We start from the raw sequence: 21,934 nt of genomic DNA, 5'->3' as shown, positions 1-21,934 counted from the left end.
CGATGAGCGCCAGCGACATCGTGCCGAAGGCGAAGTACCCCAGGGCCGCCGCCACCAAGGCGGGTCGAGCCATGCCGTTCTTTTCAATATGAGACGTTGCGTATTGACAATTACCATACGGTACGTCGCGGATGTCAAGGAGCTACGCTCACGACCATGCCCGGACGCCCCCGCGACCCCGCCCTCGACGCGGCGATCCTGCGCGCGACCTTCGAGTTCGTCGAGGAGGAGGGCTACCGGCGGCTGAGCATCGAGGGCATCGCGGCGCGCAGCGGCGTGCACAAGCAGGCCATCTACCGGCGGTACCGGAGCAAGGGCGAGCTGGTCCTGGCCGCCCTGGGCCGCTTCGCCGCCGAGCGCCTGCCCACCCCGGACACCGGTTCGCTGCGCGACGACCTGGTGACCCTGCTGACCGCCACGTTCGCCGCCCAGCGGGGTGCGAGCGGCCAGCTCAACCGGGCGCTGGCGGTGGAGGCGCTGCAGGACGAGCGGTTCGCGGCGCGGCTGTGGACCGAGTTGATCGAACCGCGCCGCGCCGTCGTGCGGGCGATGATCGACCGCGCCGCCGAGCGCGGGGAGATCACCGGGGCGAACCCGGACTTCTTCGTGGACCTCGTCTACGGCCCCATGTGGTACCGACTGCTGTTCGACATCCCCGCCCTCGACGACTCCTACGCGGCCCGCCTCGCCGACACCGTCCTCGCCGCCGCCCGCGGCCCCCGCACCGCCTGACCCCGATGCGGCAGACTGCCGCGCATGGAGTTCTTCTGCTACCACCGCGACCGCGCGGGCTCACTGGCGCTTCGCGAAGAGTTGCTGGAAGCCCACTGGTCCTACATGGACGGATACGCGGCCGAGATGATCGCGCGCGGCCCGACCCTCGCCGACGACCTGGACACCCCGACCGGCAGCGTCCACATCCTCGACCTGCCCACCCCCACCGCCGCGCACGACTTCGCCATGAACGAGCCCAACTACCAGGCGGGCGCCTACCGGGACGTGATGCTGCGCCGCTGGCGGAACACCCTGGGCCGCACGATGTGGGACTTCCCCGGCGGGCGGGAGGGCGGCAACCGGTACCTGGTCCTCGGCCTTGGCGCGGGAGAGCCCGCCGACCTCACCCCGCCCGCCGACCACGACCTGATCGCCCACGGCCCCCTCCTGGCCGACGACGGCACCACCTGGCTGGGCACCGCCACCCTCCTCCGCGCCCCGGACGCGGCCACGGCGCGCACCGCCCTCACCGCCGACCGCTACGCGGGCGTCGAGGTCCACAACTGGTGCTTCGGCGGCCGGGTCTGACCGGCTAGATGAGGGCGATGGTCCGACAGCCGAGGAGCCGGTTCTGCCCCGGCGTACCGGGTGCGTTGATGCCGTAGGCGCAGACGTCGTAGGTACCGGGCACGATCCCGCCGCGGGTGACGGCGAAGCCGTGCGCACTCCCGCTGGCGGGTGCTCGGCAGCGACGTCCGGCCGGTCGAGGTCGGCGGTGGTCGCCACACCGTGGTTGGGCGTCACGTAGGCGTGCACCGCGATGGGCGAGCTCGTGTCCGGGTCGATCGCCCACCCGGTGAAGCGAACACCGGCGCCGTCCTGGCGGACTCCCTCGAGGTTGCCGATCGGGCTCTGCGTGAGGGTGACGCTCCGACACCCCAACAACACGTCCTGCCCGGGCGTGCCCGGCGCGTTGATCGCGTACGCGTTGTACGTGCCCTCGACGATCCCACTGCGCGTCACGTCGAATCCGTGACCGGCTCCGCTGATCGGGTTCTCGGCACCGACGTCCGGTCGATCGAGGCCCGCCACGGTCGGCACGCCGTGGTCGGGGGTGACGTACGCGTGGACCTCGATCGGCGCACTCGTGTCCGGGTCGATCGCCCACCCGCGGAACCGCACACCTGTGCCGTTCTGCGACGTTGCCTCAAAGTTGCCGATCGGGCTCTGCGTGAGAGTGATGCTCCGACACCCCAACTGCGTGTTCTGCCCCGGCGTCCCCGGCGCGTTGATCGCGTACGCGCACACGTTGTACGTGCCGCCGACGATCCCGCCGCGCGTCACGTCGAAGCCGTGCGCGCCAACGTCGCCGCGCTGGAGGTTCGCGGTGGTGGGGACGCCGTGGTCGGGGGTCACGTAGGCGTGGACGTCGACCGGCGCGTCCGTGTCGGGGTCGCGGGCCCAGCCGCGGAAGCGGACGCCGGTCCCGTTCTGCGAAGTCACCTCGAGGTTGCCGATCGGCGCTCCCGGCGCGGTGGTCTGGTCCTTGAAGTGCAGGAACGCGGTCGGGTAGTAGCCGCCGGGGGTGAGGCGCTTCCAGTGGAACTCGCCGCCGAAGTTGTCCTCGGAGATCACGACGTAGCCGCTGCCCACCTCCTCGACGTAGGCGACGTGCCCACTGGCCCCCGACCCGCCCGAGGTGGCTCCCCACCAGGCGATCGCGCCCACCGCGGGGGTGCCGTCCACCCGCACGCCGTGCGATTGGGCCTGCCGCCCCGGACAACGCGGCGGCAGCCGAGCAGGTCCGTCCTTCGCCCCACTAGGTACGCCATTGCGTTGCCACGCGGGTAGCCCGTGTCGGCGCCGCTGCGGATCAGCCGGTGCGCAGCAGACAAGACTGTTACTCGTCATGATCGTTCGATGACGATACGCGGTCGCGGGTGAATCACCCGCGACCGATTCGGTTGGCGCCTTGTCCGGCGACGGGAACGCGCACGGAATTCGGGAGTGATCGGTTCGCCGTGATCGTCTTCACCGGATGGGGGAATGCCATGCGGTGGGCGATCAACTACCTTTGGTAGCCGAGTAGCCCGAGCGGGCACCACCCTTACCGCCAACGACCGCGCGAATTCTCGGAGGGGACCACCACCCGTCGGAGCACGGAGTTCGAATGGAGGACATTTGCCGGTCTTCCTTTCACTCGGAAGGATGTATCGTTGCGGAGCGCGACGGTGGAGATCGGCGTGGGCCGCGCCGGTAACGGCCTCGCGCGGCGGAGCGACCTAGTGCGTGTCCTGCCACAGGACGAAGGACGGGTCGGCGGGAGGGGCAACTCCCACCGACCCGCGTGGCCCCGCACCCGGCGGTGGGGGACCGATCCCGCGCGTGCCACGACACGGGAACCGAGGAGCCGCGTCCCCGCGCCGGGGCGTGGCTTTTCCATCTTCCGTGATACCTGAGAGCCAACCCGGCTACCAGGCCAGGTGGCAAGTCCCTATTTCACCGTCGGGTTTCAGGTGATCGTGGATCACCATAACAGCGAGTAGCGTGATTCGGCGGTGCCCCCGGGTGGCGGGTTTCCCCGGGCGACGGCAGGAATGGACAATTCCTGGACAAACACGTGACGAAACCCCCGCGGCGCGCAGGCCGCGGGGGTTTCCCGGTTCTCCGGTCAGGGGCGAGAACCGCCTCCCCCGCGGAAGAACATGCCGGTGATGGTGAGGCCCGCGCCGAGCACCGTCGGGATGACCATGCGCATCAGCTCCTCGGCGACCCCCTGCGGCATCAGGTGCAACCAGAGCCCCAGCACCAGCGTCACGAGCGTGACCAGGAAGACCAGGCCGACGCCGAGCATGACCCGCACCTGCATGCGCATGAAGTGGCGCTGCCGCTCCAGCTCCGCGGCGCGCAGCTCCCGCTTCTCCTCGGCGGCGGTCCGCAGCTGGAACAGCTCGTGGGTGTCCACCACCGGACCGGCCCCGGCCTCCTCGGAGTCGGTCCACGTGTCCCGGTCCACCTGCTGGACGTCACCTTTCCTGTCGTCCATCACCGCTCTCCCGGTCGTCCAGCCGCACGACCGGGCTGTCGCGCACCGGCTCGGCGTCGGGATCGGGGCCGTCGGTCCAGGTGTCGTCCCAGGTGATCCAGTCCGTCCGCCGGTGCCGGTGGATGAGCTCGCGCATTCGCCGCCCCACCTTTCGCCAAGTGTCCGCCCGCGAAGCCCCGCAGGACTTCGCGCTACCAAGATACCAGGATCCGACCACGTTGCGTACACGCGTGATACAGCACAAGCGTGGGAGTAATGTGGTCAGATGACACCATCCAGATGGGCCACGCGTGTTGAAAAGCTACGGCTCCGGCGGTAGGCTGGACACGTAGTCGTCACCGCAACAGTGGGCGACCGTGGGGGCAACCGCGGTCGTCCGCGCCACCGACGCACGGGCCCAGGGTCGCCCGTGCGCGCCAGGGGAGCGTGCCACCGTATGAAATCTCCCGCGAACACCGGAGCCGAGGCCGAGTCCACTCCGGACGGCAAGGCCCAGCCCGCCCGCCAGGACCCCAAGCGCATCAACGTCGCCATCACCCCGGACATGGTGCGCGCCCTGGAGGCGGTGATCGAGCGCGAGGGCGTCAGCCTCACCGAGGCGCTGCGCCGCCTGGTCGGCTACGGGGACTTCGTCTACCGCAGCATCAAGGAGGAAGGCGCGAAGGTCCTCGTGCAAACCAACGACACCATGCGAGAGGTCGTACTGCTATGAGACCGAGCGTTGAGAAACCGCCGCGGCGCGGTCGGACGCGGCACGTCGAGCACCCGGCGCCGTTCGGGGCCTGAGCGGCACACCTCACGACGAGCCGAGACCACGCGACCCGGCCCGAAAAGCCTTGTGCGGTACTGAGTTCGGCCCCCGGAACACCAGGAACGGTTCCGGGGGCCGCTTTGTCACCCGTCCAGCTCAACGACCTCGATCAACGGGGTGTCCGCGGGCTCGGGCAGGTCGTAGGCGTCGATCCACGTCCCGTCCCGCCTGATCGAGTCGACCCTCCCCCGCATCCCCTGGTCCACCGCTTGCCCGGCTGTCCGCCGTTCGGCCATCTAAGAAGACCTCCGCCCCCGGATTCCCCTTGTCTGCCTATCGATCGGCGGACGCGCGGCGATACCGGAATCCGGCCCAGATCACCCGACCGGTGGAACGGGGAGTGATCCAGCTGAATCGAAGACGTGTCACCGCCATCACCTTGGCCATCGCCCTGACCGTGCCCGCAGCCGCGTCGTCCATCCCCTCCCCCAGGCACCAATCCCTCTACCGGGCCATGACAGCGCTGCTGAGAACCGGCGTCGCGGGCGTGCAACTACGCGCGCACAACAACGGCGGCGACTGGACGGCGAGCGTGGGCGTGGCCGAGTTGGGCGGGCCCGGGAGACCGCCGACCGGCGGCTTGTTCCGCGCGGGCAGCATCACCAAGACCTTCGTCGCCACGGTGGTGCTCCAGTTGGCGCGCGAAGGCAAGGTCGACCTCGACGCCCCGGTCCACCGCCACTTGCCGGAGCTGGCTCTCGACGACCGCGCCACGATCCGCACGCTGCTGCAACACACCAGCGGGATCTTCAACTTCACCGGCGAGTTCCTCCCGAACGGCACCGGCGAGCCCGGCATCCCCATCTTCGGCGCGGCATGGGAGACCGACCGCCTGCGCACCCGCGAACCGGAAGCGCTGGTCCGTTTCGCCCTGGCCAAGCCCGCCCGCTTCGAGCCGGGCACGGCGTGGTCGTACTCGAACACCAACTACCTCCTGTTGGGCATGCTCATCGAGCGGGTCACCGGGACCCCTTACGCCGCACAGGTCCGGCAGCGGATCCTCACCCCGCTGGGCATGGTCGACACGAGCCTGCCGGGCACCGACCTCGACATCCCCGGCCCGCACGCGCACGGATACCAGTCCTACGAGGACAATGGGACAACGATCACCACGGATGTCTCCCGGCAGAACCCCTCCCACTTCGGGGCAGCGGGCGAACTCATCTCCACGACCCGCGACCTCGACGCGTTCATCGCGGCCCTCCTCGGCGGCGCCCTGCTCCCGCCGGACCTGCTCGCCCAGATGCGGGACACCCGCCTCGCCCCGGGCTACGGCCTGGGCCTGGAGGTGAACCGACTGACCCCGCACTGCACCGCGATCGGCCACACCGGGGGCGTCCAGGGCTACCTGACGGACATGTTCGGCTCCCCCGAAGCCGGGACCCGGGTCGAGATCTCCACGACCCTGGGCGCCGTGGACCCCGGCGACCCCCTTGCCATGGGCCGGATCGAGCGCGCCGAGCGCGAACTCGTCACCACCGCCCTCTGCGGCGCGGCCGGGTGACCACCGCGCACGGCCCAGTTCACCGACTGGCGTTCACCCGGCTCGCCAGGTCCTCCGGCAGCGGGTACGGGCGCTCCTCCGGCAGCAACGCCGTCGCCTCCGCCACGCGCCCCGCCGCCGCGTGTTCCCCGACCGCGCGCATCGTCGCGGTCACGTCGGTCAGCCCCACGATCCACTCGTCCACGTACCGGCGCACGGCTTCCGCGCTCAACCCGATCTGGATGGACCGGTGCGCCAACGGCCCGTGGGCCAGGTTCCGCTCCGGGTCCCACTGGATCCGCACCGGGGACCGCTCCACCCCCGCCTGCCACTCATCGTGGTCGGCGTGGAAGCCCGCCCGGAAATGGCTCAGCGCGGCGTGTCCCAGCGCCCAGTGGAATCCGACCGGGGAAATGTCCACGGCCAGGACCCGTTCCTGGTCCACCTTCCGCGCGTACCCGCAGCGGTACGCCATCCACAGGAACGACGGCTTGATCCACGTCATCCGCTCGCGCTTGAACGGCGGCACGAACGTCCCCGCCGCCAGGGCCGCGTCCGCGATAGGCGCGGGATACGCCTGGTAGACCCGGATCCGTTCCGAGTCGTGGAAAGCGCGCACCTCGCGCTCCGGTCTCTTGTTCACGCACCGCATTGTGCTGAGCCGCCCGCAACCGGCTCAACGCAATTAGGCGTGGCGGATGTAGACCCGCGCGTGGAAGGTGCGCTCCACCAACTGGTCCTCGGTCAGGTGGTCGCCCGCCACCGGCTCCACGTGCCGGATCGCCCACTCCACCCGGTCCACCTCCCACCGGGCGCCGCTCACCAGGACGATCTCCCCCGGGCTCGGCTTGGCCGGGAAGTGGTAGGTGCCGAAGTTGTCGTCGTCCGAGCTGGTGACCAGTTCCGCGTCCATCATCGTCGCTCCCCGGGCCGGTTCCATTGCCGCCAACGTAAGGCGCCGCGCGCGAGCCGTGGCCAAGGATCACCCGGTCAGTTGACCCCTAGACTCGCCGGGACGGGACAGGGGGTGGCGGATGGAGCCGCGGGTGCGGTGCGTCAAGCAGGACCGCGTCGCGACGGTGACGCTGGATCGGCCCGAGGTGCTCAACGCGATGGACCTGCGGACGCACGCCGAGCTGGCCGACGTCTGGGACGACCTCGACGCCGACGACGACGTCTGGGTCGTCGTGCTGACCGGCGCGGGCGACCGCGCCTTCTCCGTCGGCCAGGACCTCAAGGAGCTCGACAGCCGCAACCGCGCGGGCAAGGCGGGCACGTCCAGCTTCGGCAGCCGCGGCAAACCGGGCTGGCCGCGGCTGACCGAGCGGTTCGACTTCGCCAAGCCCGTCATCGCGCGGGTCGACGGCTACGCGCTCGGCGGCGGCTTCGAGCTGGCCCTGGCCTGTGACCTGATCATCGCCAGCGACCGCGCCACCTTCGGGCTGCCCGAGGCCCGCCTGGGGCTGATGGCGGGTGCGGGCGGCGTCTTCCGCCTCACCCGCCAGATCCCGTCCCGGGTCGCGCTCGGCCACCTGATCACCGGTCGCCGAATGAGCGCCCAGCGCGCCTACGAGCTGGGCCTGGTCAACGAGGTCGTGCCCGCGGATCGGCTCGACGAGTGCGTGCGGACCTGGGTCGACGACGTCCTCGCCTGCGCCCCGCTCTCGGTCCGGGCCATGAAGCAGGCGGCCCGCGCGTCCGCGCACCTGCCCCTCGACGAGGCGTTCGCCGCCGACTACCCCTGGGAGCACCGCAGGCGGGACAGCACCGACGCCGTCGAGGGTCCGCGCGCGTTCGCGGAGAAGCGGTCCCCCCGCTGGGAAGGCCGGTAGCCACCCACCCGGTTCGAGGTACCCTGTCGGCGAGAACTCAACTACCCTGAGTGACACATATGACACAGCGCGACGGGGCTCGGACCTGGCCAGGCGACCAGGCCTCGAGCGGGCCCGGCTGCCACCAGGCGCACGGGCCCGACCTGCACGGGATGGGCGTCGGCCCGGTCATCCCGGGCTCCGCCGACGCCGCGGACCGGCGCACCGCGGACGACCAACGCAGACCCACCGAACGTGTGTCACTCACAGGCATGACCAAGCACGACACCCGGCACACCGACCACCCCCGGCCGCCCGCCGGTCGGCGCTGAGGGGGAACCGTGCCGATCCGCGTCGTCGACCTGCCCACACCGCTGCACCTGGCCCCGCACGACACCACCCTGCTGCGGCTGCGCCAGCTCGCCGAGGACCACCCGCGGCTGCCCGCCGGTCTCGACCAGATCGCCACCGACCTCGCCGCGCTCCGCGACGGCGTGCCCGCCACCGTGCACGAGCCCCGCTACCCCGGCCAAGACCCGGACGTCCGGCTCTACACCGGCGCCTACGTGCTGGTCCTGCACCCGGCGCGCAGCGGACGCGGCTTCCTCGTCGGCTCCGTGCAGCCCATCCGGCTCGACGACCACCACCGCCTGGTCCGCTCGTGCCTGCTCGTGCGGACCCCGCTGTGGCAGTTCGTCCCCGACGAGCGGCGCCTGCCCGTGGAGGCGATCTCGCACTGGGACGCGATCCGCGCGCACTGGCAGCGGCTCGGCGACGAGCGCGTCTCGGCGGCCCGGGAACCCGCTCAACCGCAGGCCAACGCGCACACCAGGTTCCTCGACGACCTCCACCACACCATCGACGCGGCCCAGCGCGTCACCACCGACGACGCGCGCCGCGCCGCCCCCTACCCGTACCGGTGCGCCCGCCCGGTCGACGAGCGCGGGCGGGTGTACGAGTTCGAGCTCGTCGGCGACCGCGGTCCGCGCGAGGACACCTACGTGCGGGTCCGCGGCGCGACCGAGCAGCGCGGCCAGGTGACCCGGGTGTGCGGCCGGTCGGTGGCGGTCCGCTTCGACGAGCCCGTCGCGGTCAACGGCACGGGCGCGCTGGAGGACTCGCTCGACTCGGCGGTGTTCAACCGGCAGCGCGGCGCCGTCAAGCTGCTGCGCGAGGGCCGCGCACACAACCCCCACCTGCTCCGCGTCTTGGTCGACCACCAGGTCGGACCGATGTCCCCGCCCCCGGACGCGCCCACCGCACCCCTCGACGACGACCAGCTCGATGCCTTCCGCCGCGCCTTGGCCGTGCCGGACGTGCTCCTGGTCCTGGGCCCGCCCGGTACCGGCAAGACCCGTGTGATCAGCCAGATCGCCCGGGCGGTGGCGCTCGGCGACGGCGCGGCGCGGCCGCCGGGCCGGGTGCTGGTCACCGCGCGCACCAACCGCGCGGTCGACAACATCCTGGGCAGGCTGCCCGACGACCTCACCGTCATCCGCGTCGGCAACGAGGGCGTGGTGACCGAGGCGGGCCGTCCGTACCTGCTGGAACGGCGGGCCGAGGAACTGCGCGCGAGTATTCTCGAGACCACCGAGCACACCCTGGCCAACTACGGCGACCCGAGCGCCCTCGACGGCTGGACGCGCGTAGTGGCCGACGCGACAGCCGCGCTGAGCCAGGCGATCGACGCCCACGGCCAGGCCGAGTCCGCCCTCGCGGAGACCCGGCGGACGGCGGGCGGTCCCCTGCAGGCCGTGGTGGACACCTGGCGCGCGACCTGCGAGACGGGCCGCCGCAAGCTCGACAGGTGGCAGAAGAAGATCGACAACCTGGTCGCGGGCGGCGGGTTCCCGCTGTTCCGCGCACGCAGGCTGGCGCGGCTCCAGTCGGCCGTCGACGACCTGCGCCGCGAGCACGACAAGGCGGTGGCCGAGTCGCGGCGGGCCGAGCACGAGCTGGAGGTCACCACCAAGGGCCTGCCGGTCGTGCTGGAGGCGATCGCGCGGGTCGAGGCCGGTGCGCACGGCATCGACCGGGCTCGCGCGCGGGCGCTGGAGGCCGCCGCGTCGGCCCGCGCGGCGGTCGGCGGCGTGCAGGTGCCGCCGGAGGTGCGCGGCGACGTCGACGACCAGGCCCTCGGCCGGGACCTGGGGCTGCTGCTGGCCTGGCTGCGGCGGCGCGGACCGGTGCTGCGCGCGCAGGCGGACCTGTTGGCGCGGTGGCGCGCGGAGGTGTCCGGGTCGACCGAGCGGCTGCACCCCGAGCTGGTGCGCTACGCCGACGTGATCGCCGCGACCACGGCCGGCACCGCGTCCAGGGTGGAGCTGTCCGATGTGGACTTCGAGCTGGCGGTGGTGGACGAGGCCGGGCAGATCGGCGTCGCCGACGCGCTGGTGCCGCTGGTCCGGGCCCGGCGGGCAGTGCTCGTCGGCGACCACCGGCAGCTGCCGCCGTACCCGGACGCCGAGGTGGCGCGGTGGGGTGAGCTGGTGCCGGACCCGGCGGTGCTGGACCTGTTGACGCACAGCGCGCTGGAGCGGCTCGTCGACCGGCTGCCCGCGTCCAACGTGGTACCGCTGACCTGGCAGCGGCGGATGCCGCCGGTCGTCGCCGAGTTCATCTCCGGCGCCTTCTACCGGGGCGCGCTGCGCACCGCGGCGGAGGTGCCGCACGAGGACACCGTGTTCCGCAGCGCGTTCGCCTTCGTCGACACCAGCGACCTGCCGCGGCGGTTCGAGCGGCGGTCGGGGGACGCGGCCGGGTACATCAACGCCGTGGAGGCCGAGGTGCTGTGCAGGCTGGCCGCGCACTACGCGCGGCTGGGGCGCGAGTGGGCGGTCATCGTGCCGTACGTCGCCCAGCTCAAGGCGGTGTCGGCGCGGCTGGTCGAGCTGATCGGCGACGAGCACGCGGTGCGGCGCAACGTCGGCTCGGTCGACTCCTTCCAGGGCGGCGAGCGGGACGTCATCCTCTACGGGTTCACCCGCAGCAACCCGCAGGGCGGGGTCGGGTCGTTGAGCGAGCTGCGGCACCTGAACGTCGCGCTGACCAGGGTGCGGCGGCAGCTCGTCATGGTCGGCGACCTGTCCACCCTGGTCGCCGCCGACGACCCCGGGTTCCGGCGGCTGGCGCTGGCGCTGCGCGAGCACCTGGCCGCGTGCGGCGACCACCTGACCTCGGACGACCTGCTCAACCACCGCGCGCTAGACGCCGGGATCGCGTGATGAAGCTCTTCGGCTACCCGGAGCAGCGGGCCCTGGAGGACGCCGCCTACGGCCAGGGCATGACGCCGACCCGGCTCATCGGCCTGATGCTGCCGGTCTGGTGCGTGACCATCTCGGCCACGGTCACCGTCGCGGAGGACTACGAGCTGATCGACCGGTTCCTCGAGCGCGGCATCGCCGAGGGCGGCCTCACCACCACCGCGGACCTGGCCGGGTTCTACGCGCTCGACGAGGTGCTGGTGGACCGCGCGCTGCGGTTCCTGGCGCTGATCAACCACGTGCGGCTGGTGGACGGGCACTGGGCGCTGACCGACCTGGGGAAGCGGTCGGTCGCCGACGGCAGGCGGTACGTGCGGCTGGTGGACGACCGCCGCAAGCTGTACTTCGACGCGTTCCGGTCCCGTCCGCTGACCCGCGCCTACTACGACGCGCGCAAGGTCTCGATGCTGCCCGCGCACAAAGAGCTGGAAGACGACGCGCGGTGGTTCCGGGTGCTGTTCTCGGTGCGCGGCTTCGACCCGGGTGCGCTGACGGCGCTGGCGGGCAACCCGCAGCGGGACCGGTTCAACCTCCCCGCGCGAATCGAGAACCCGCGGCTGCTGGGCCAAGAGCAGGTTCTGCTGCCGCTGCGCGTCGTGCGCGCGGTGGAAGCGGGTGGGCGGGTGCGGTACCTGGCGTACGGGCAGGCGTCGGCCGAGGTCGACTGGGACCTGACCGGCATCCTGGAGTCCACCCCGGACGTGCTGCTCGCGCTGGAGAACGAGGAGCGCGTCGTGGACACCCGCGGCGAGGAGGAGCGCACGCGCGCCTGGCTCGACGAGAAGGACGTCGGCCCGTACCACCTCACGCGGTCGGCGGCGGGGCTGATGACGGTGGCGGTGCCCGAGTCGGGCGTCGGCCAGGGTGGGTTCCCGCTGCACCGGCTGGGGTCGTTCGTGGTGCACGGGAGCTCGGTGTTCCGCCTGTGGTGCGCGGCCGAGCGGCCGCGCAGGCAGGCGCTGCTGGACCGGGTGGTCACGTACGTCATCGGCGCGGGGCGGGTGGACACCGCGCACCTGACGGCGCTGATAAGCCGCATCGGGCGGCAGTTGGAATTGGACATCTCGACGGTCGCGGACCTGGCCGCGCTGGCGGAGAAAGCGGGCGCTCGCGATCTGGCCGATCGTCTCCGCGACCTGGACTGACCTATCGAGTCGGGTATCCGCTGATCAGGTGACGGGAAATCGACAAAGCGCGTACTGGCACCGATTCGGTTCCCCCATACCGGGGATTGGCCACGGAAAGTTCCTTTCCGTCATGCACACGACCCGGTCAGGGCTAGGCTGAACGGCGCCCTGGACACGGGAGGTGAACATGGCCGTGCGCGTCGTCCTCGCCGACGATGAACCGCTCCTCCGCCACGGTTTGCGCGTCCTCCTGGAAACCGACGGCAGAGTCGAGGTGGTCGCCGAGGCGGGCGACGGGTCCACCGCGATCGAGGCCGTCCGCCGCCACCGCCCGGACGTGCTGCTGCTCGACGTCCAGATGCCCGGCTTGGACGGCCTCAGCGCCCTGCGGATGGTCAGCGCCCTGCCGTCACCCCCGGTGACAGCCGTCCTGACCACCTTCGACCTGGACGACTACGTCGCCAGGGCCCTGGAGTTCGGCGCGCAGGGGTTCCTGCTGAAGGACGCCGAGCCAGCCACCCTCGTGCACGCCGTCGTCGACCTGGCCGCGGGCGGGGCGGTGCTGGACCCGCGCATCACGGCCCGCCTGCTGCCGAAGCTGCGCGGCGTGAGCGCCGGTCTGGGGCGGGGGCGGGCGGTCGAGTCGCTGAGCGTGCGGGAGCGGCAGGTGCTGGAGCTGCTGGCGGACGGCCGCCCGAACGCGGGGATCGCCGAGGTCCTCGGCCTGACCGAGGCGACGGTGAAGAGCTACGTGTCGACGGTGTTGACGAAGCTGGGCGTGCAGAACCGCGTCCAGGCGGCCCTGCTCCTGCACGGCGTGGCGCCCTCCCCGTAAGCCCGAACGGAGGTCGATGTGGACGTCCAAGACGCGGCCCTCGCGCCACTGAGCCTCCCCGCTCCGCGCGCGGACACCGAGGCGCTCCCCCGGCCGCGGGCCCGAGCCCGCGTCATCGCCGTCGAGGCCGTCACGGTGGGCCTGTGCCTGGGCGCCGTACTGCTGTCCCACCCCACCGGCTACAGCTTCGCCTTCCCCGCCGCCGTAGTCGCCTGCCTGCTGCTGCCACTGCGCCTGAAATACCCCCGACTCACCCTGATCGCCTGCCTCCCCGCCGTCTCGGGCGGTTTGGGATGGCCCCCGACGGGCGTGGCCCTCTACCGGGTCGGCCGCACCTCGACCCGTGTCCGCCACGCCGTGGCCTGGGCAACGGTGGCCAACCTGTGCGCGGCCGCGCCCTTGCAACTGGCCACCTCCGACCCCATCGCCGATCGCGTGCTGAGCCTGGCCATCACCCTGGCCTTCGCGGGCGTCCCGGCCGCCATGGGCGTCCTCGTCCGCCTGCGCCGCGAACTCACCACCAGCCTCACCGAACTGGAACGGGCCCGCCGAGCCGAACTGGCCGCCCGCCTGGACCAGGCGCGGGCGGAGGAACGAACCCGCATAGCCCGAGAAATCCACGACGCCGTAGGCCACAACACGACCCTGATAGCCGTCCAAGCCGCCGCCCTGGCCGCCACATCAACGGATCCCACAACCGTCCAAACCGCCAACCACCTGCGCGAACTGGCCAAGCACTCGCTGGACGAGATGCGTGCGGCCCTGGGCCTGCTCAACCACGGCACCCCCACCGCGGAGGGCTTGGCGGACCTACCCACCCTCATCACCAGAGCCCGCGCCGCGGGCCTGGACGTACGAGCGGACACACCGTCAATCAGCACGACCCCGACCATCAGCCGAGCGATCTACCGGGTGATCCAGGAAGGCCTGACCAACGCCATCAAACACTCCCCGGGCGCCCCGGTGGAGATCACCCTGACCCCCACCAAAGACAAGATCACCGTCACCATCATCAACGGCCCCGCAACCCACCCGACAACACCCCAACCCGGAGGAGCAGGCCTCCCCGGCCTAACAGAAAGAACCCACAACGCAGGCGGAACCTGCCAAGCCACCCCAACCCCCGACGGCGGCTTCAAGCTGGAAGCCACCCTCCCCACCACGACAACAGCACCCCCACCAACCCCCCACCAACCCGTACGCTAAGCTTCCCGAGCACCTCGCGAGAGCGAGATGCGGCCGGGCTGTGGCGCAGTTTGGTAGCGCACTTGACTGGGGGTCAAGGGGTCGCAGGTTCGAATCCTGTCAGCCCGACGGTCGAAGCAACGCCCCTCACCAGCGAGTTTCCGCAGGTGAGGGGCGTTCTTCGTGTCCTCGATGTCGATCATGCTCAGATCCACTTCGGACGGTCTTGGGGACCATTTGGGGACCACTTCTCACGCCATCTCACTAGACCACCCTCAACCGAGGCGTCCGAGGCGCGTGCAGGTGCACCGACAGGAGATCACCCGCGTTCGTGATCGACTGCTTGTCCGGGTGGATGTACCGCTGAGTCGTGGTCAGCGACCCGTGCCCCGCGATCACCCGCAGGACGTGCACCGGGACACCGGCATCGGCCAACCACGTGATCCCCGTGTGGCGTAGGTCATGCCTACGCAAGTGCTCATAGCCAAGGTCGCTCACCACCTCATCCCAATGCGTGGCATCCCGCAGCACAGCAGTCGTGATCCGACCGCCCCGCGGACCTGTGAACAGCCTTGCTTCCGGATCGCGATCCAGCTCCGAAATCCGCCGCTCGATCATGTCCCGAATCTCGACAATGACCGGCACATCCCGCGCCCGCTTGCTCTTCGTGCCCCTATCCGCCAACCCACCAGGCCCCGGAGTCGTCTGCCGCCGCACATTCCAGATCCACGACTTCGTGTCGATGTCCTTCACCCGACACCCCGACGCCTCCCCGATACGCGCTGCCGTGCACCCCATGAACTTGATGACGTCGCCCCACCCCTCGAACTCACCGGCCGACTTCGCCACCAACGCATCCGCGAGCCGCGTCAACACATCCCAACTCGGCAACGCCAACGAACGCGGGTCGTCAAGCTCATCCTCCGCCTGGCGGAAGACCTGCTGCCACCCCCGCACCTGTGCCGGGTTCCGATCCACGATCCCGTCACGCTTCGCCTGCTCCATCACCCGCACCAGCACAGCCAACGAGTTCTTCACCGTGGACCGACTGCACTCATCCGCGATCCACCCCATCACCGCCCTGTCCGCCGCCCCATTCGTCACCATGGCAACCGGAATGTGCCCCAACGTCGGCACAACCCGCTTCCGCCACCCCGCCATGTACGGATCACGCGTCTTGAGTTCCAACCCCCGCAACGCAAGCTCCATGTTCGCGTCGCCATACTCCGCCAACGACACCACCGCTTGCTGTGGCGACAGGCCCCGCGCAGCAGCGTTGTCCATCGAGCTGATCCACGCCTTGGCCTCATCCTCCGTCGCGAAGGACTCCGAGACCGACTCTCGCTTCTTGGTTGCCGGGTTGATCCACCGCACCCGAGCCTTGAACGGACTCGCCCGCTCCGGCCGATGCTCGATGTTCCCCCTGACCGCAACCCCGATCGGCAGTTCCACCCGGTCAGCCATCAGGCCGCCACCTCCCCGGGATCGACCCGCCGAGTCCGCAACCACGCCTCGACGTCGTGCACCGAGTACATGACTACCCGGTCCGACACCCGCACGAACGCAGGCCCTTGGAACGGCCGCAACGTCCGCCACCTCCTCACCGTCGACGCGTCCACGTGCAGCAACTCCGCCAGTTGCTCCGTGGTGTACCAGCGCCCATCAATCAGTCGATCACTCACCATTCCCCCAGGTCACGCAGCCATCGAGTCAGTTGCTGAAATACCGGCGCCGCCAGGAGGCCCCTGGGCCACCAACAACGCCCGCTCATACTCAGCCCGCCATGTCACCCGTTCCGCGATGGCGCGCATGACGAGGTGATCCCGGGGCGGTGCACTGCGGTCGCCAGGCGCGAGCTTGCGCCACACCAACGCCGACTTATCCCGAGTCGGTTTGACGATGCCCACCGCAGCCAAGGTCTCCGCCACGAACGCCGCCCGGTCTGCCTTGTGTTGGGTGAGTGTCTTGCTGGACCACTTCCGCGAGACCAGGACGCGTCGACCGGGCAGGCCCAGGGTGGTGCGGCGGTGTGCCCGGCCCTTGCAGTGCCCGGGAGTGGTCCGGCTGGTCGCGCCCATGGGCTGCACCCCGTAGAGCAGCCACACCGCGCAGCGCGGCGAGCAGGGCGTCACCGACAGCTCTGCGTGGAGCCGGTCATGGTGGTCCCGCTGCGAGTTGGTGTCCGCCGAGATCACTTCCCCGGTGGACTTGGTGAGGTACTTGGTCAGGTACCCGATATGCCGCCCCGCTTCGTCCGAGCCGCCCAGGATGCCCTTGGAGTGCACCTGTGCCCCGAAGGTCGCGACGTGTGCGGGTGCGTCCACCAGGTCCACGGCGTCGGCCCAGGCCATGAGCGGCTGCCGGGTTTCCGGGTCGACGAATCGTTCCCCGTCCCACACCGGCATCCGGCCGTCGCCGTAGACCATCTCGTCGTGGGGAGGCCACCACACCTGTAGGTAGGTGGCTGCCGTGACCTGCCGGATCACTTCGTGTGGGATGGAACCGCGGACTGCGGTGTGCAGGTGCGGCGCTGCCCGGCGTTGGGGTTCGACGGTGGCGAAGTACTGGACGTCCCAGCCGACGACGCGGCGCAGGTTCTGCCACCACCGGTCGACCAGGGAGGCGAAGTGCACCGCGTCCCGTGCTGCCCGCCGGTAGTCGTAGCGGCCGGGGTCGACCGGGGACCCATCGGCCCGAACTGGCCCGTAGGTGTCGCAGGTCAGGGTCACGAACATGGACGGCCGAAACCGGCCCGCGAACTCACGTCCGAGGGTGCGTTTCTCCACCCGCCGCCGAGGCAGGTTCGGCGCGTCCTGCCGCCGCTTCGTCGACCGAACAGGAGGCCGCTTGGCAGGCCCGTCGGGGTTGGGCAGCCGTCCCCGGACGCCGAGGTCGTGTAGCTCTGCGTCGACGGAGCGGATCTCCTCCCGTAGGTCGTCCGCGTCCGCTCCCACCGCGTCCCGGTAGGCCGCCACCAGGTCCGCGCGCAGCTCCACCAGCGCGCGGTGATCCCGGGTCGGCTTGCTCGTAGCTGTGGCGGGTTCCTCGGTGAGGTGCCACCCTTCGCGGCACTGCACCATCCGCAGCGCCCGAGCCTTCCGCGCACACGGCAGACACACCGATTCCACTGTGGAACCACAGGGAACACCGATGTACTTCACCGCCCCGGTATCGGAGTCGGTGACCTCCATCGTGAACGGCCGGACACAGACCCCGTGCTGTTCGGCGGTCGCCCGCACGACGTCGGTCGAGAGGGGGCCTCGGGTGGGGAGTTGGGCAACGGTGTCGCTCATGCCGCCGCCCCCTCATGCGGTCCAGCATCGGGGAACGGGACGATGATCGCCGAACCCCCGGTGATGTAGTGCCGCAGCTCCACCAAGTTCGTGTCGGTGACGTGGAACGCCCGTGCCCGAACGGGATCGCGGTGTCCGTCCACTTTGATCCACGCAACGCCCGGGGTGGATTCGCTGATCTCATGCGCGTTCGCGCCCCGCGCCCGCAGTCCGTCCCCGAGGACCATGTCCACCTGCACCGCCTCATCCAGCCGCATCGCGACGCGGGTGGGGAACAGGTTCCGGAACGGCACGACCTCCTTACGCGGGTCCTGCACGAACGCCAGGACACCAAAGCCAGGCGCGCGACCCTGGGAGGTGATCGTCTGCAACGCGGCCTGAGCCCGCTCCCGCAAACGCTTGTCGGTCTGATACGCGATCAAATCGGCCAGCTCATCGACGACCAAGAGTGTGAACGGCTCTCCCGTCTCCCTGGCCCACAGCCGCCGCACACCCCGATACGTCGCAGCACGTTTCCGCACGTCAGCGGCTACCTCCTCCAGGAGGGTCACCGCGGCTTCGCCGTTGTCGTAGACGACCCGATCGAAGATCTCCGGTACCTGGCCCAGCTCCATACCGCCCTTGGGATCGATACCCACCAGACGCACCGCCCCCGCCTTCACCAGCGGCGCCAACGCCCAGACCACCGACCACAACAGCGAACCCTTACCCGCACCGGACACCCCCACGGTGAGCAGGTGATTGCCCAGCAGCCGCAGCCGCCACGGCTTACCGGTCTCGGTACGGCCCACGACCACCCGCCGCAGATCCACCGCGGATTCAGAGCCCATCGCAGGCAGCGCCACGGCGGAGGCCAGCGGGTTGGAGTGCACCAAGTCCAGCTCGATCACCCCGGGCCGGATCACCCGCACTCGACACGACTGCGACCCGAACGCGTGCGCCAGGCCGGAGGCACGTGCCTCCCACTGCTCCGGGGCCTGGCCCTTGACCATCCTGACCCGGACACGGTCCCGCCACCCCTCCGAGCGGGTCCGCCGCAACCGGGGCAGGTACTCGCGGCCCTTCGCCGACGCGGTCAGGCTCGACAGGCGTACGACGGTCCGCCACTGGTACGCGTACACCGCCACCCGCCGGAACTCCGTACGCGGCCAACGCAACCACACATCGAACGTGGTCTTGTCGCGCCACCACCACACGAACAAGACCACCGCAGCCGCTGCCACGACCGCCCCAAACACCCACGGCCCAGCCCACGCGCGCAGCAGCAGAGTGACCAGGCCAAGAGCCACCGAGACCGGGTAGAACCACACCACCCGCACGACCTTCGCCAACACCCACACCACCACCACAGCCAGCGCCAACGGCAGCAGAACCAGCTTCACCCAACGCGGGAGCATGGTCCACCACGGCAACCTAGGCCGCGCCACCTCCAGAGGGGCGGGATCAACCCACCTGCTGTTCCCCATCACCAACCACCCCGCACAACCGCATGAGTGGGATGATCAACGCTGCTGAACTCCAGTGCCAACACACCCATGCACGCTGCACAGTCGGTGTCACCGGGCAACAGCCGTGCAAACCGCTTGCATTTCTCGCACCGCATTCGGGTGAGCCCCCTTGCCGAGGCACCCGAGCACTGTTCTACCCTTGCCACGTCTACTCCCCGAGTGGACAGGCACAGAAGCGGAGAAGGCCGCCAAACCAGAATCCGCTTCTGTGACCTAAGTTTTCGTACATCTCAACGAACGCGCGCGCCATCGCCGCACGACCCCGCGCGGTTCATCTGTCCTATATGGACTTAGTTATCCAACTCCTCCGGCTCATAGATGCCGAACGTAAGCCGAGTCACCAGCCCACGAACCAGGTCCCGAGCACCCCTTACCCGGTCCCATCTCCGGCAATACCGCGAGTAGTCCGCATGATCCTCATCGGTCCACGTCTCCGGCGGGCTCATGAACCGGTCACGCGCACGGCGGTGATGGCCCCACCGCCGCCACCGCCGGTACACGCTCGCTCCCACGTACCCAGAGGCCCAAGCCACCAGAACCCTTCTCATGCTTTGGCCTCCCGCGCATCCCGCCGACTCTTGTCCGCGTAGTACCGGGCCTGGTGATGATTGAACCGATCGATCTCCGACACCACCGCGAACAGCTCCGCACACGCGAGGTGATAGGCCGCCGACCGCCCACCACGAGGCGGAAGCGTCCCGTCAAGGTCCTGACAGAGCGCGTCCAGGCTGTGCAGCCGAACCCGCCCCACAGGCCCCGAGTCCACGACATCGGTCGGGATCTTGTCCAACGGCCGCTGAGCCTTCTCGTGCTCCCGTTCAGCCCAGTACAGCGCCTCATTCGCGTGATCCGGGTCCGTCGCGGCAACCTCTCGGTACACCGTCGCACTCCGGTAGTAGTACGACCGCCAATCCAACGGCGGATCCGACACCACCGGCCGCACGGCCACCAACGCCACATGCGCGTCCCTCAGCGTTCGCACCGACAACCGCAGCCTGTCCGCCACCGCAGATCACCTGCTCCCACCACGACGCACCCGAGGAGCCCCGCGGCCCGCATCGACACCGGTGTTCGCCCGGGCCTGCCAGTCACGCGCCTGAAACTCGAACGACTGCGCAGCCGTGTCCAGACTTGCCACCAACCACCAGGGCAACCCCGACACCAACGCGATCTCCCGCCAGGCCTGAGCCACCGACCATGACGACTTCGCCATGTTCAGCGCTGCCCCAACGTGACCAGGAGGCTGCGAAGCCACCGCCGCCGAAGCCTGCCCGTAGTGGTGGTATGCGTTCTGCCACCGGTCGACCAGTCCTTGCGGGACGTGCATCGGGTTGCCCTTCCGGTTCAGCCCCTCGACCAAGGCCGCCGCCATCTCATCCACGGCCTACGCGGCCTTGCCCGACGACTCCCCAGCCGACTTCGCGCCCCCACGCGTGCCACCGACCGAAGCGACCTCCGCGAACCCCGTGGCCCGGTAGACGTACGACTGGTACTTGAACTCCCCGGTCCCGCTCACGCGAGGCTCAGCCGTCAGCCCGACCAACTCCACCCCGCGCATCCCCGGCAACGCCTCCTGAGTCGTCGGCACCGGCTGCACATCCGCCAGGAAGGTCACTTCGAACGACGCCCGCTTGGCGTTCGACTCACTCGGATCCGTGACCGTCGCCTTCCACTGCCGCTGCCCGGTCGTCTCGTCCACCCGCTGCCGCACCGGCCGCCCCGCCGCCCTGTCCTCCCGCGACTGATACTCCGTGTCCGGTGAGACCTCCCCGACCAGGACCAAGCCCAGCGGGAACGCGTCGGCGAACTGGACGGGGAACCGATGCCCCTTGCTGATACCCACTGACCCTCCACTGTGTCCGTGGCCCCTGCTAGGGCCGCTGACTACAGTTTCGGTCCATTAATTGTCCACTCTCGACGCCTTCCCGGTCTCGCTTCGCGCCGCTTCGACTCCATGAGTCTCGTTTTGTCTCGCGTCTGTGCTAGTGTCGTCTCGTTGGGGTTGTCGAGGAAGGCGACGATGGGTAACGCAGAGATTCTTTTGAAGGTCCTGCTAAGGCAGCGACGAGTACGCGGCTACACCGGCTTCTGCCGCGAGTACGACAAGGCCGCGGCCACGCTGGACGCCCACCTGGTCCGCCGCTACCCCAGCAAGGCCCAGTACTACCGCTGGGTCTCGGGCGAGCTGGCCAGCCTCCCCTACGGCGAGCATTGCCGTGTGCTGGAACAGATGTTCCCGAACTGGACCGCCGAACAGCTCTTCGAGCCCTACGGCGACACCATCAAGTTCGTCCCCGACCCCGCCGCCCAGACCACCAACGGCAGCACCCCAGCGGACGACGCCAACGAGCTGATCCGCCTCTACCCGTCCCGATCCTCCGTCCCGTACTCGCTCTGGACCGAGCTAATCCAGGGCGTCAGCCAGAGCATGGACGTTTTGGTGTACTCCGGCCAATTCCTGGTGGAGCAACACAACATCGTTCCGATTGTCCGAGCAAAGGTCAAAGACGGCGTCCGATTCCGATTCGTTGTCGGTGACGAGACATCAGACGCGGTCATCCAGCGCGCAGTGGAAGAGGGCACGACCGGTGGTCTTGAGGGCCGAGTGCAGATGATGCGCCGCTACCTCCGCGACGTCGCTGACCTGCCAGGTGTCGAGGTTCGCACCCATTCGACCATCCTCTACAACTCGATCTACCGCTTCGATGACCAAACCCTGGTCAACGGCCACGCCTACGGCTCCCTAGCCGGCCAGAACCCGGTGATCCACCTACGCCGCACACCAGAAAGCCCGATGTGGCGCCACTACATGGAGTCCTTTGACCGCGTCTGGGCAACATCAACAGAGGAGCGCTGAC

At 69.9% G+C, this 21,934-nt stretch carries 24 protein-coding genes, 1 tRNA gene and 1 pseudogene; 13 read left to right on the top strand and 13 right to left on the bottom strand.

The window, feature by feature from the left end; all coding sequences use genetic code 11:
- The first annotated feature begins 156 nt into the window (after positions 1-156).
- The 3 genes from V5P93_RS12090 (at position 157) to V5P93_RS12080 (ending at position 2,134) form a co-directional block, all read left to right on the top strand.
- Positions 157-732: a TetR/AcrR family transcriptional regulator gene (locus tag V5P93_RS12090; protein ID WP_104483339.1), complete on the top strand. Its 576-nt coding sequence runs from the start codon at positions 157-159 to the stop codon at positions 730-732.
- A gap of 24 nt (positions 733-756) precedes the next feature.
- A complete protein-coding gene (locus V5P93_RS12085) occupies positions 757-1,302 on the top strand; it encodes a YciI family protein (protein ID WP_104483340.1) in 546 nt (181 codons plus the stop codon).
- Between the two features lie 652 nt (positions 1,303-1,954).
- On the top strand, positions 1,955-2,134 hold the full coding sequence (locus V5P93_RS12080) for a hypothetical protein (RefSeq protein ID WP_146108393.1): 180 nt from the start codon (positions 1,955-1,957) through the stop codon (positions 2,132-2,134).
- Between the two features lie 209 nt (positions 2,135-2,343).
- Here V5P93_RS12080 and V5P93_RS12075 read toward each other — a convergent pair.
- From V5P93_RS12075 to V5P93_RS12065, 3 genes and pseudogenes are all read right to left on the bottom strand, one after another.
- A pseudogene (locus V5P93_RS12075) lies at positions 2,344-2,625 on the bottom strand (CHAP domain-containing protein); the annotation flags it as partial.
- 760 nt (positions 2,626-3,385) lie between these two features.
- Positions 3,386-3,760: a hypothetical protein gene (locus V5P93_RS12070; RefSeq protein WP_146108394.1), complete on the bottom strand. Its 375-nt coding sequence runs from the start codon at positions 3,758-3,760 to the stop codon at positions 3,386-3,388.
- Entirely contained in the window at positions 3,741-3,896 is a 156-nt protein-coding gene (locus V5P93_RS12065; RefSeq protein ID WP_181043939.1) for a hypothetical protein, read from the bottom strand. Before V5P93_RS12065 ends, V5P93_RS12070 begins: the two co-directional genes overlap by 20 nt.
- 300 nt (positions 3,897-4,196) lie before the next feature.
- On the opposite strand from V5P93_RS12065, the gene V5P93_RS12060 reads away from it, so the two are divergent.
- On the top strand, positions 4,197-4,472 hold the full coding sequence (locus V5P93_RS12060; protein ID WP_104483343.1) for a ribbon-helix-helix protein, CopG family: 276 nt from the start codon (positions 4,197-4,199) through the stop codon (positions 4,470-4,472).
- Between the two features lie 182 nt (positions 4,473-4,654).
- Here the strand turns inward: V5P93_RS12060 and V5P93_RS12055 are convergent, their stop codons facing one another.
- A complete protein-coding gene (locus tag V5P93_RS12055; protein ID WP_181043940.1) occupies positions 4,655-4,807 on the bottom strand; it encodes a hypothetical protein in 153 nt (50 codons plus the stop codon).
- Between the two features lie 104 nt (positions 4,808-4,911).
- Between V5P93_RS12055 and V5P93_RS12050 the strand changes: the two genes are divergently transcribed.
- Complete coding sequence (locus V5P93_RS12050) at positions 4,912-6,075, top strand: serine hydrolase (RefSeq protein WP_245931781.1); 1,164 nt, start codon at positions 4,912-4,914, stop codon at positions 6,073-6,075.
- Between the two features lie 19 nt (positions 6,076-6,094).
- Here V5P93_RS12050 and V5P93_RS12045 read toward each other — a convergent pair whose 3' ends face one another.
- Together V5P93_RS12045 and V5P93_RS12040 are read right to left on the bottom strand one after the other, a co-directional pair.
- The gene (locus V5P93_RS12045) at positions 6,095-6,697 is read right to left on the bottom strand and encodes a DUF4291 domain-containing protein (RefSeq protein ID WP_245931782.1); all 603 of its coding nucleotides are present in this window, start codon (positions 6,695-6,697) and stop codon (positions 6,095-6,097) included.
- Positions 6,698-6,739: 42 nt separating this feature from the next.
- The gene (locus tag V5P93_RS12040) at positions 6,740-6,994 is read right to left on the bottom strand and encodes a hypothetical protein (RefSeq protein WP_181043941.1); all 255 of its coding nucleotides are present in this window, start codon (positions 6,992-6,994) and stop codon (positions 6,740-6,742) included.
- Positions 6,995-7,088: 94 nt separating this feature from the next.
- Between V5P93_RS12040 and dpgD the strand changes: the two genes are divergently transcribed.
- The 7 genes from dpgD to V5P93_RS12005 all read left to right on the top strand — a co-directional run bounded on the left by dpgD (position 7,089) and on the right by V5P93_RS12005 (position 14,404).
- Entirely contained in the window at positions 7,089-7,886 is a 798-nt protein-coding gene (gene dpgD / locus V5P93_RS12035) for an enoyl-CoA-hydratase DpgD (protein ID WP_104483346.1), read from the top strand.
- A 59-nt stretch (positions 7,887-7,945) separates the two neighbouring features.
- Positions 7,946-8,197, top strand: a complete 252-nt coding sequence (locus V5P93_RS12030; protein ID WP_146108395.1) for a hypothetical protein — start codon at positions 7,946-7,948, stop codon at positions 8,195-8,197.
- 9 nt (positions 8,198-8,206) lie between these two features.
- Positions 8,207-11,089, top strand: a complete 2,883-nt coding sequence (locus V5P93_RS12025) for a DEAD/DEAH box helicase (RefSeq protein WP_104483347.1) — start codon at positions 8,207-8,209, stop codon at positions 11,087-11,089.
- Positions 11,089-12,273: a hypothetical protein gene (locus V5P93_RS12020; RefSeq protein ID WP_181043942.1), complete on the top strand. Its 1,185-nt coding sequence runs from the start codon at positions 11,089-11,091 to the stop codon at positions 12,271-12,273. The genes V5P93_RS12025 and V5P93_RS12020 overlap by 1 nt, the downstream gene beginning before the upstream one ends.
- A gap of 169 nt (positions 12,274-12,442) precedes the next feature.
- Positions 12,443-13,090, top strand: a complete 648-nt coding sequence (locus V5P93_RS12015) for a response regulator transcription factor (RefSeq protein WP_104483373.1) — start codon at positions 12,443-12,445, stop codon at positions 13,088-13,090.
- 18 nt (positions 13,091-13,108) lie between these two features.
- Positions 13,109-14,296, top strand: coding sequence for a sensor histidine kinase (locus V5P93_RS12010; protein WP_104483348.1), 1,188 nt, complete (start codon positions 13,109-13,111; stop codon positions 14,294-14,296).
- Positions 14,297-14,330: 34 nt separating this feature from the next.
- Positions 14,331-14,404: transfer RNA gene (locus tag V5P93_RS12005), tRNA-Pro, on the top strand.
- Between the two features lie 135 nt (positions 14,405-14,539).
- Here the strand turns inward: V5P93_RS12005 and V5P93_RS12000 are convergent.
- The 7 genes from V5P93_RS12000 to V5P93_RS11970 form a co-directional block, all read right to left on the bottom strand.
- Complete coding sequence (locus V5P93_RS12000) at positions 14,540-15,739, bottom strand: site-specific integrase (protein WP_104483349.1); 1,200 nt, start codon at positions 15,737-15,739, stop codon at positions 14,540-14,542.
- Entirely contained in the window at positions 15,739-15,957 is a 219-nt protein-coding gene (locus tag V5P93_RS11995) for a helix-turn-helix transcriptional regulator (RefSeq protein ID WP_374065930.1), read from the bottom strand. The genes V5P93_RS12000 and V5P93_RS11995 overlap by 1 nt, the downstream gene beginning before the upstream one ends.
- Before the next feature lie 12 nt (positions 15,958-15,969).
- On the bottom strand, positions 15,970-17,568 hold the full coding sequence (locus tag V5P93_RS11990) for a replication initiator (RefSeq protein WP_104483351.1): 1,599 nt from the start codon (positions 17,566-17,568) through the stop codon (positions 15,970-15,972).
- On the bottom strand, positions 17,565-18,950 hold the full coding sequence (locus tag V5P93_RS11985) for an FtsK/SpoIIIE domain-containing protein (protein WP_342752333.1): 1,386 nt from the start codon (positions 18,948-18,950) through the stop codon (positions 17,565-17,567). The genes V5P93_RS11990 and V5P93_RS11985 overlap by 4 nt, the downstream gene beginning before the upstream one ends.
- A gap of 670 nt (positions 18,951-19,620) precedes the next feature.
- Positions 19,621-20,082, bottom strand: a complete 462-nt coding sequence (locus V5P93_RS11980; protein ID WP_181043943.1) for an AMED_5909 family protein — start codon at positions 20,080-20,082, stop codon at positions 19,621-19,623.
- A 6-nt stretch (positions 20,083-20,088) separates the two neighbouring features.
- Positions 20,089-20,457: a hypothetical protein gene (locus V5P93_RS11975; protein ID WP_104483352.1), complete on the bottom strand. Its 369-nt coding sequence runs from the start codon at positions 20,455-20,457 to the stop codon at positions 20,089-20,091.
- A 3-nt stretch (positions 20,458-20,460) separates the two neighbouring features.
- Entirely contained in the window at positions 20,461-20,919 is a 459-nt protein-coding gene (locus V5P93_RS11970) for a hypothetical protein (protein WP_104483353.1), read from the bottom strand.
- 177 nt (positions 20,920-21,096) lie between these two features.
- On the opposite strand from V5P93_RS11970, the gene V5P93_RS11965 reads away from it, so the two are divergent.
- Positions 21,097-21,933, top strand: a complete 837-nt coding sequence (locus tag V5P93_RS11965) for a hypothetical protein (RefSeq protein WP_245931783.1) — start codon at positions 21,097-21,099, stop codon at positions 21,931-21,933.
- Position 21,934 lies beyond the last annotated feature (1 nt).

This window comes from Actinokineospora auranticolor (assembly GCF_041897805.1).
Taxonomy (GTDB): Bacteria; Actinomycetota; Actinomycetes; order Mycobacteriales; family Pseudonocardiaceae; genus Actinokineospora; species Actinokineospora auranticolor.
Note: the sequence above shows the minus strand (reverse complement) of the source record. Positions and strands in the feature narration are given on the sequence as shown.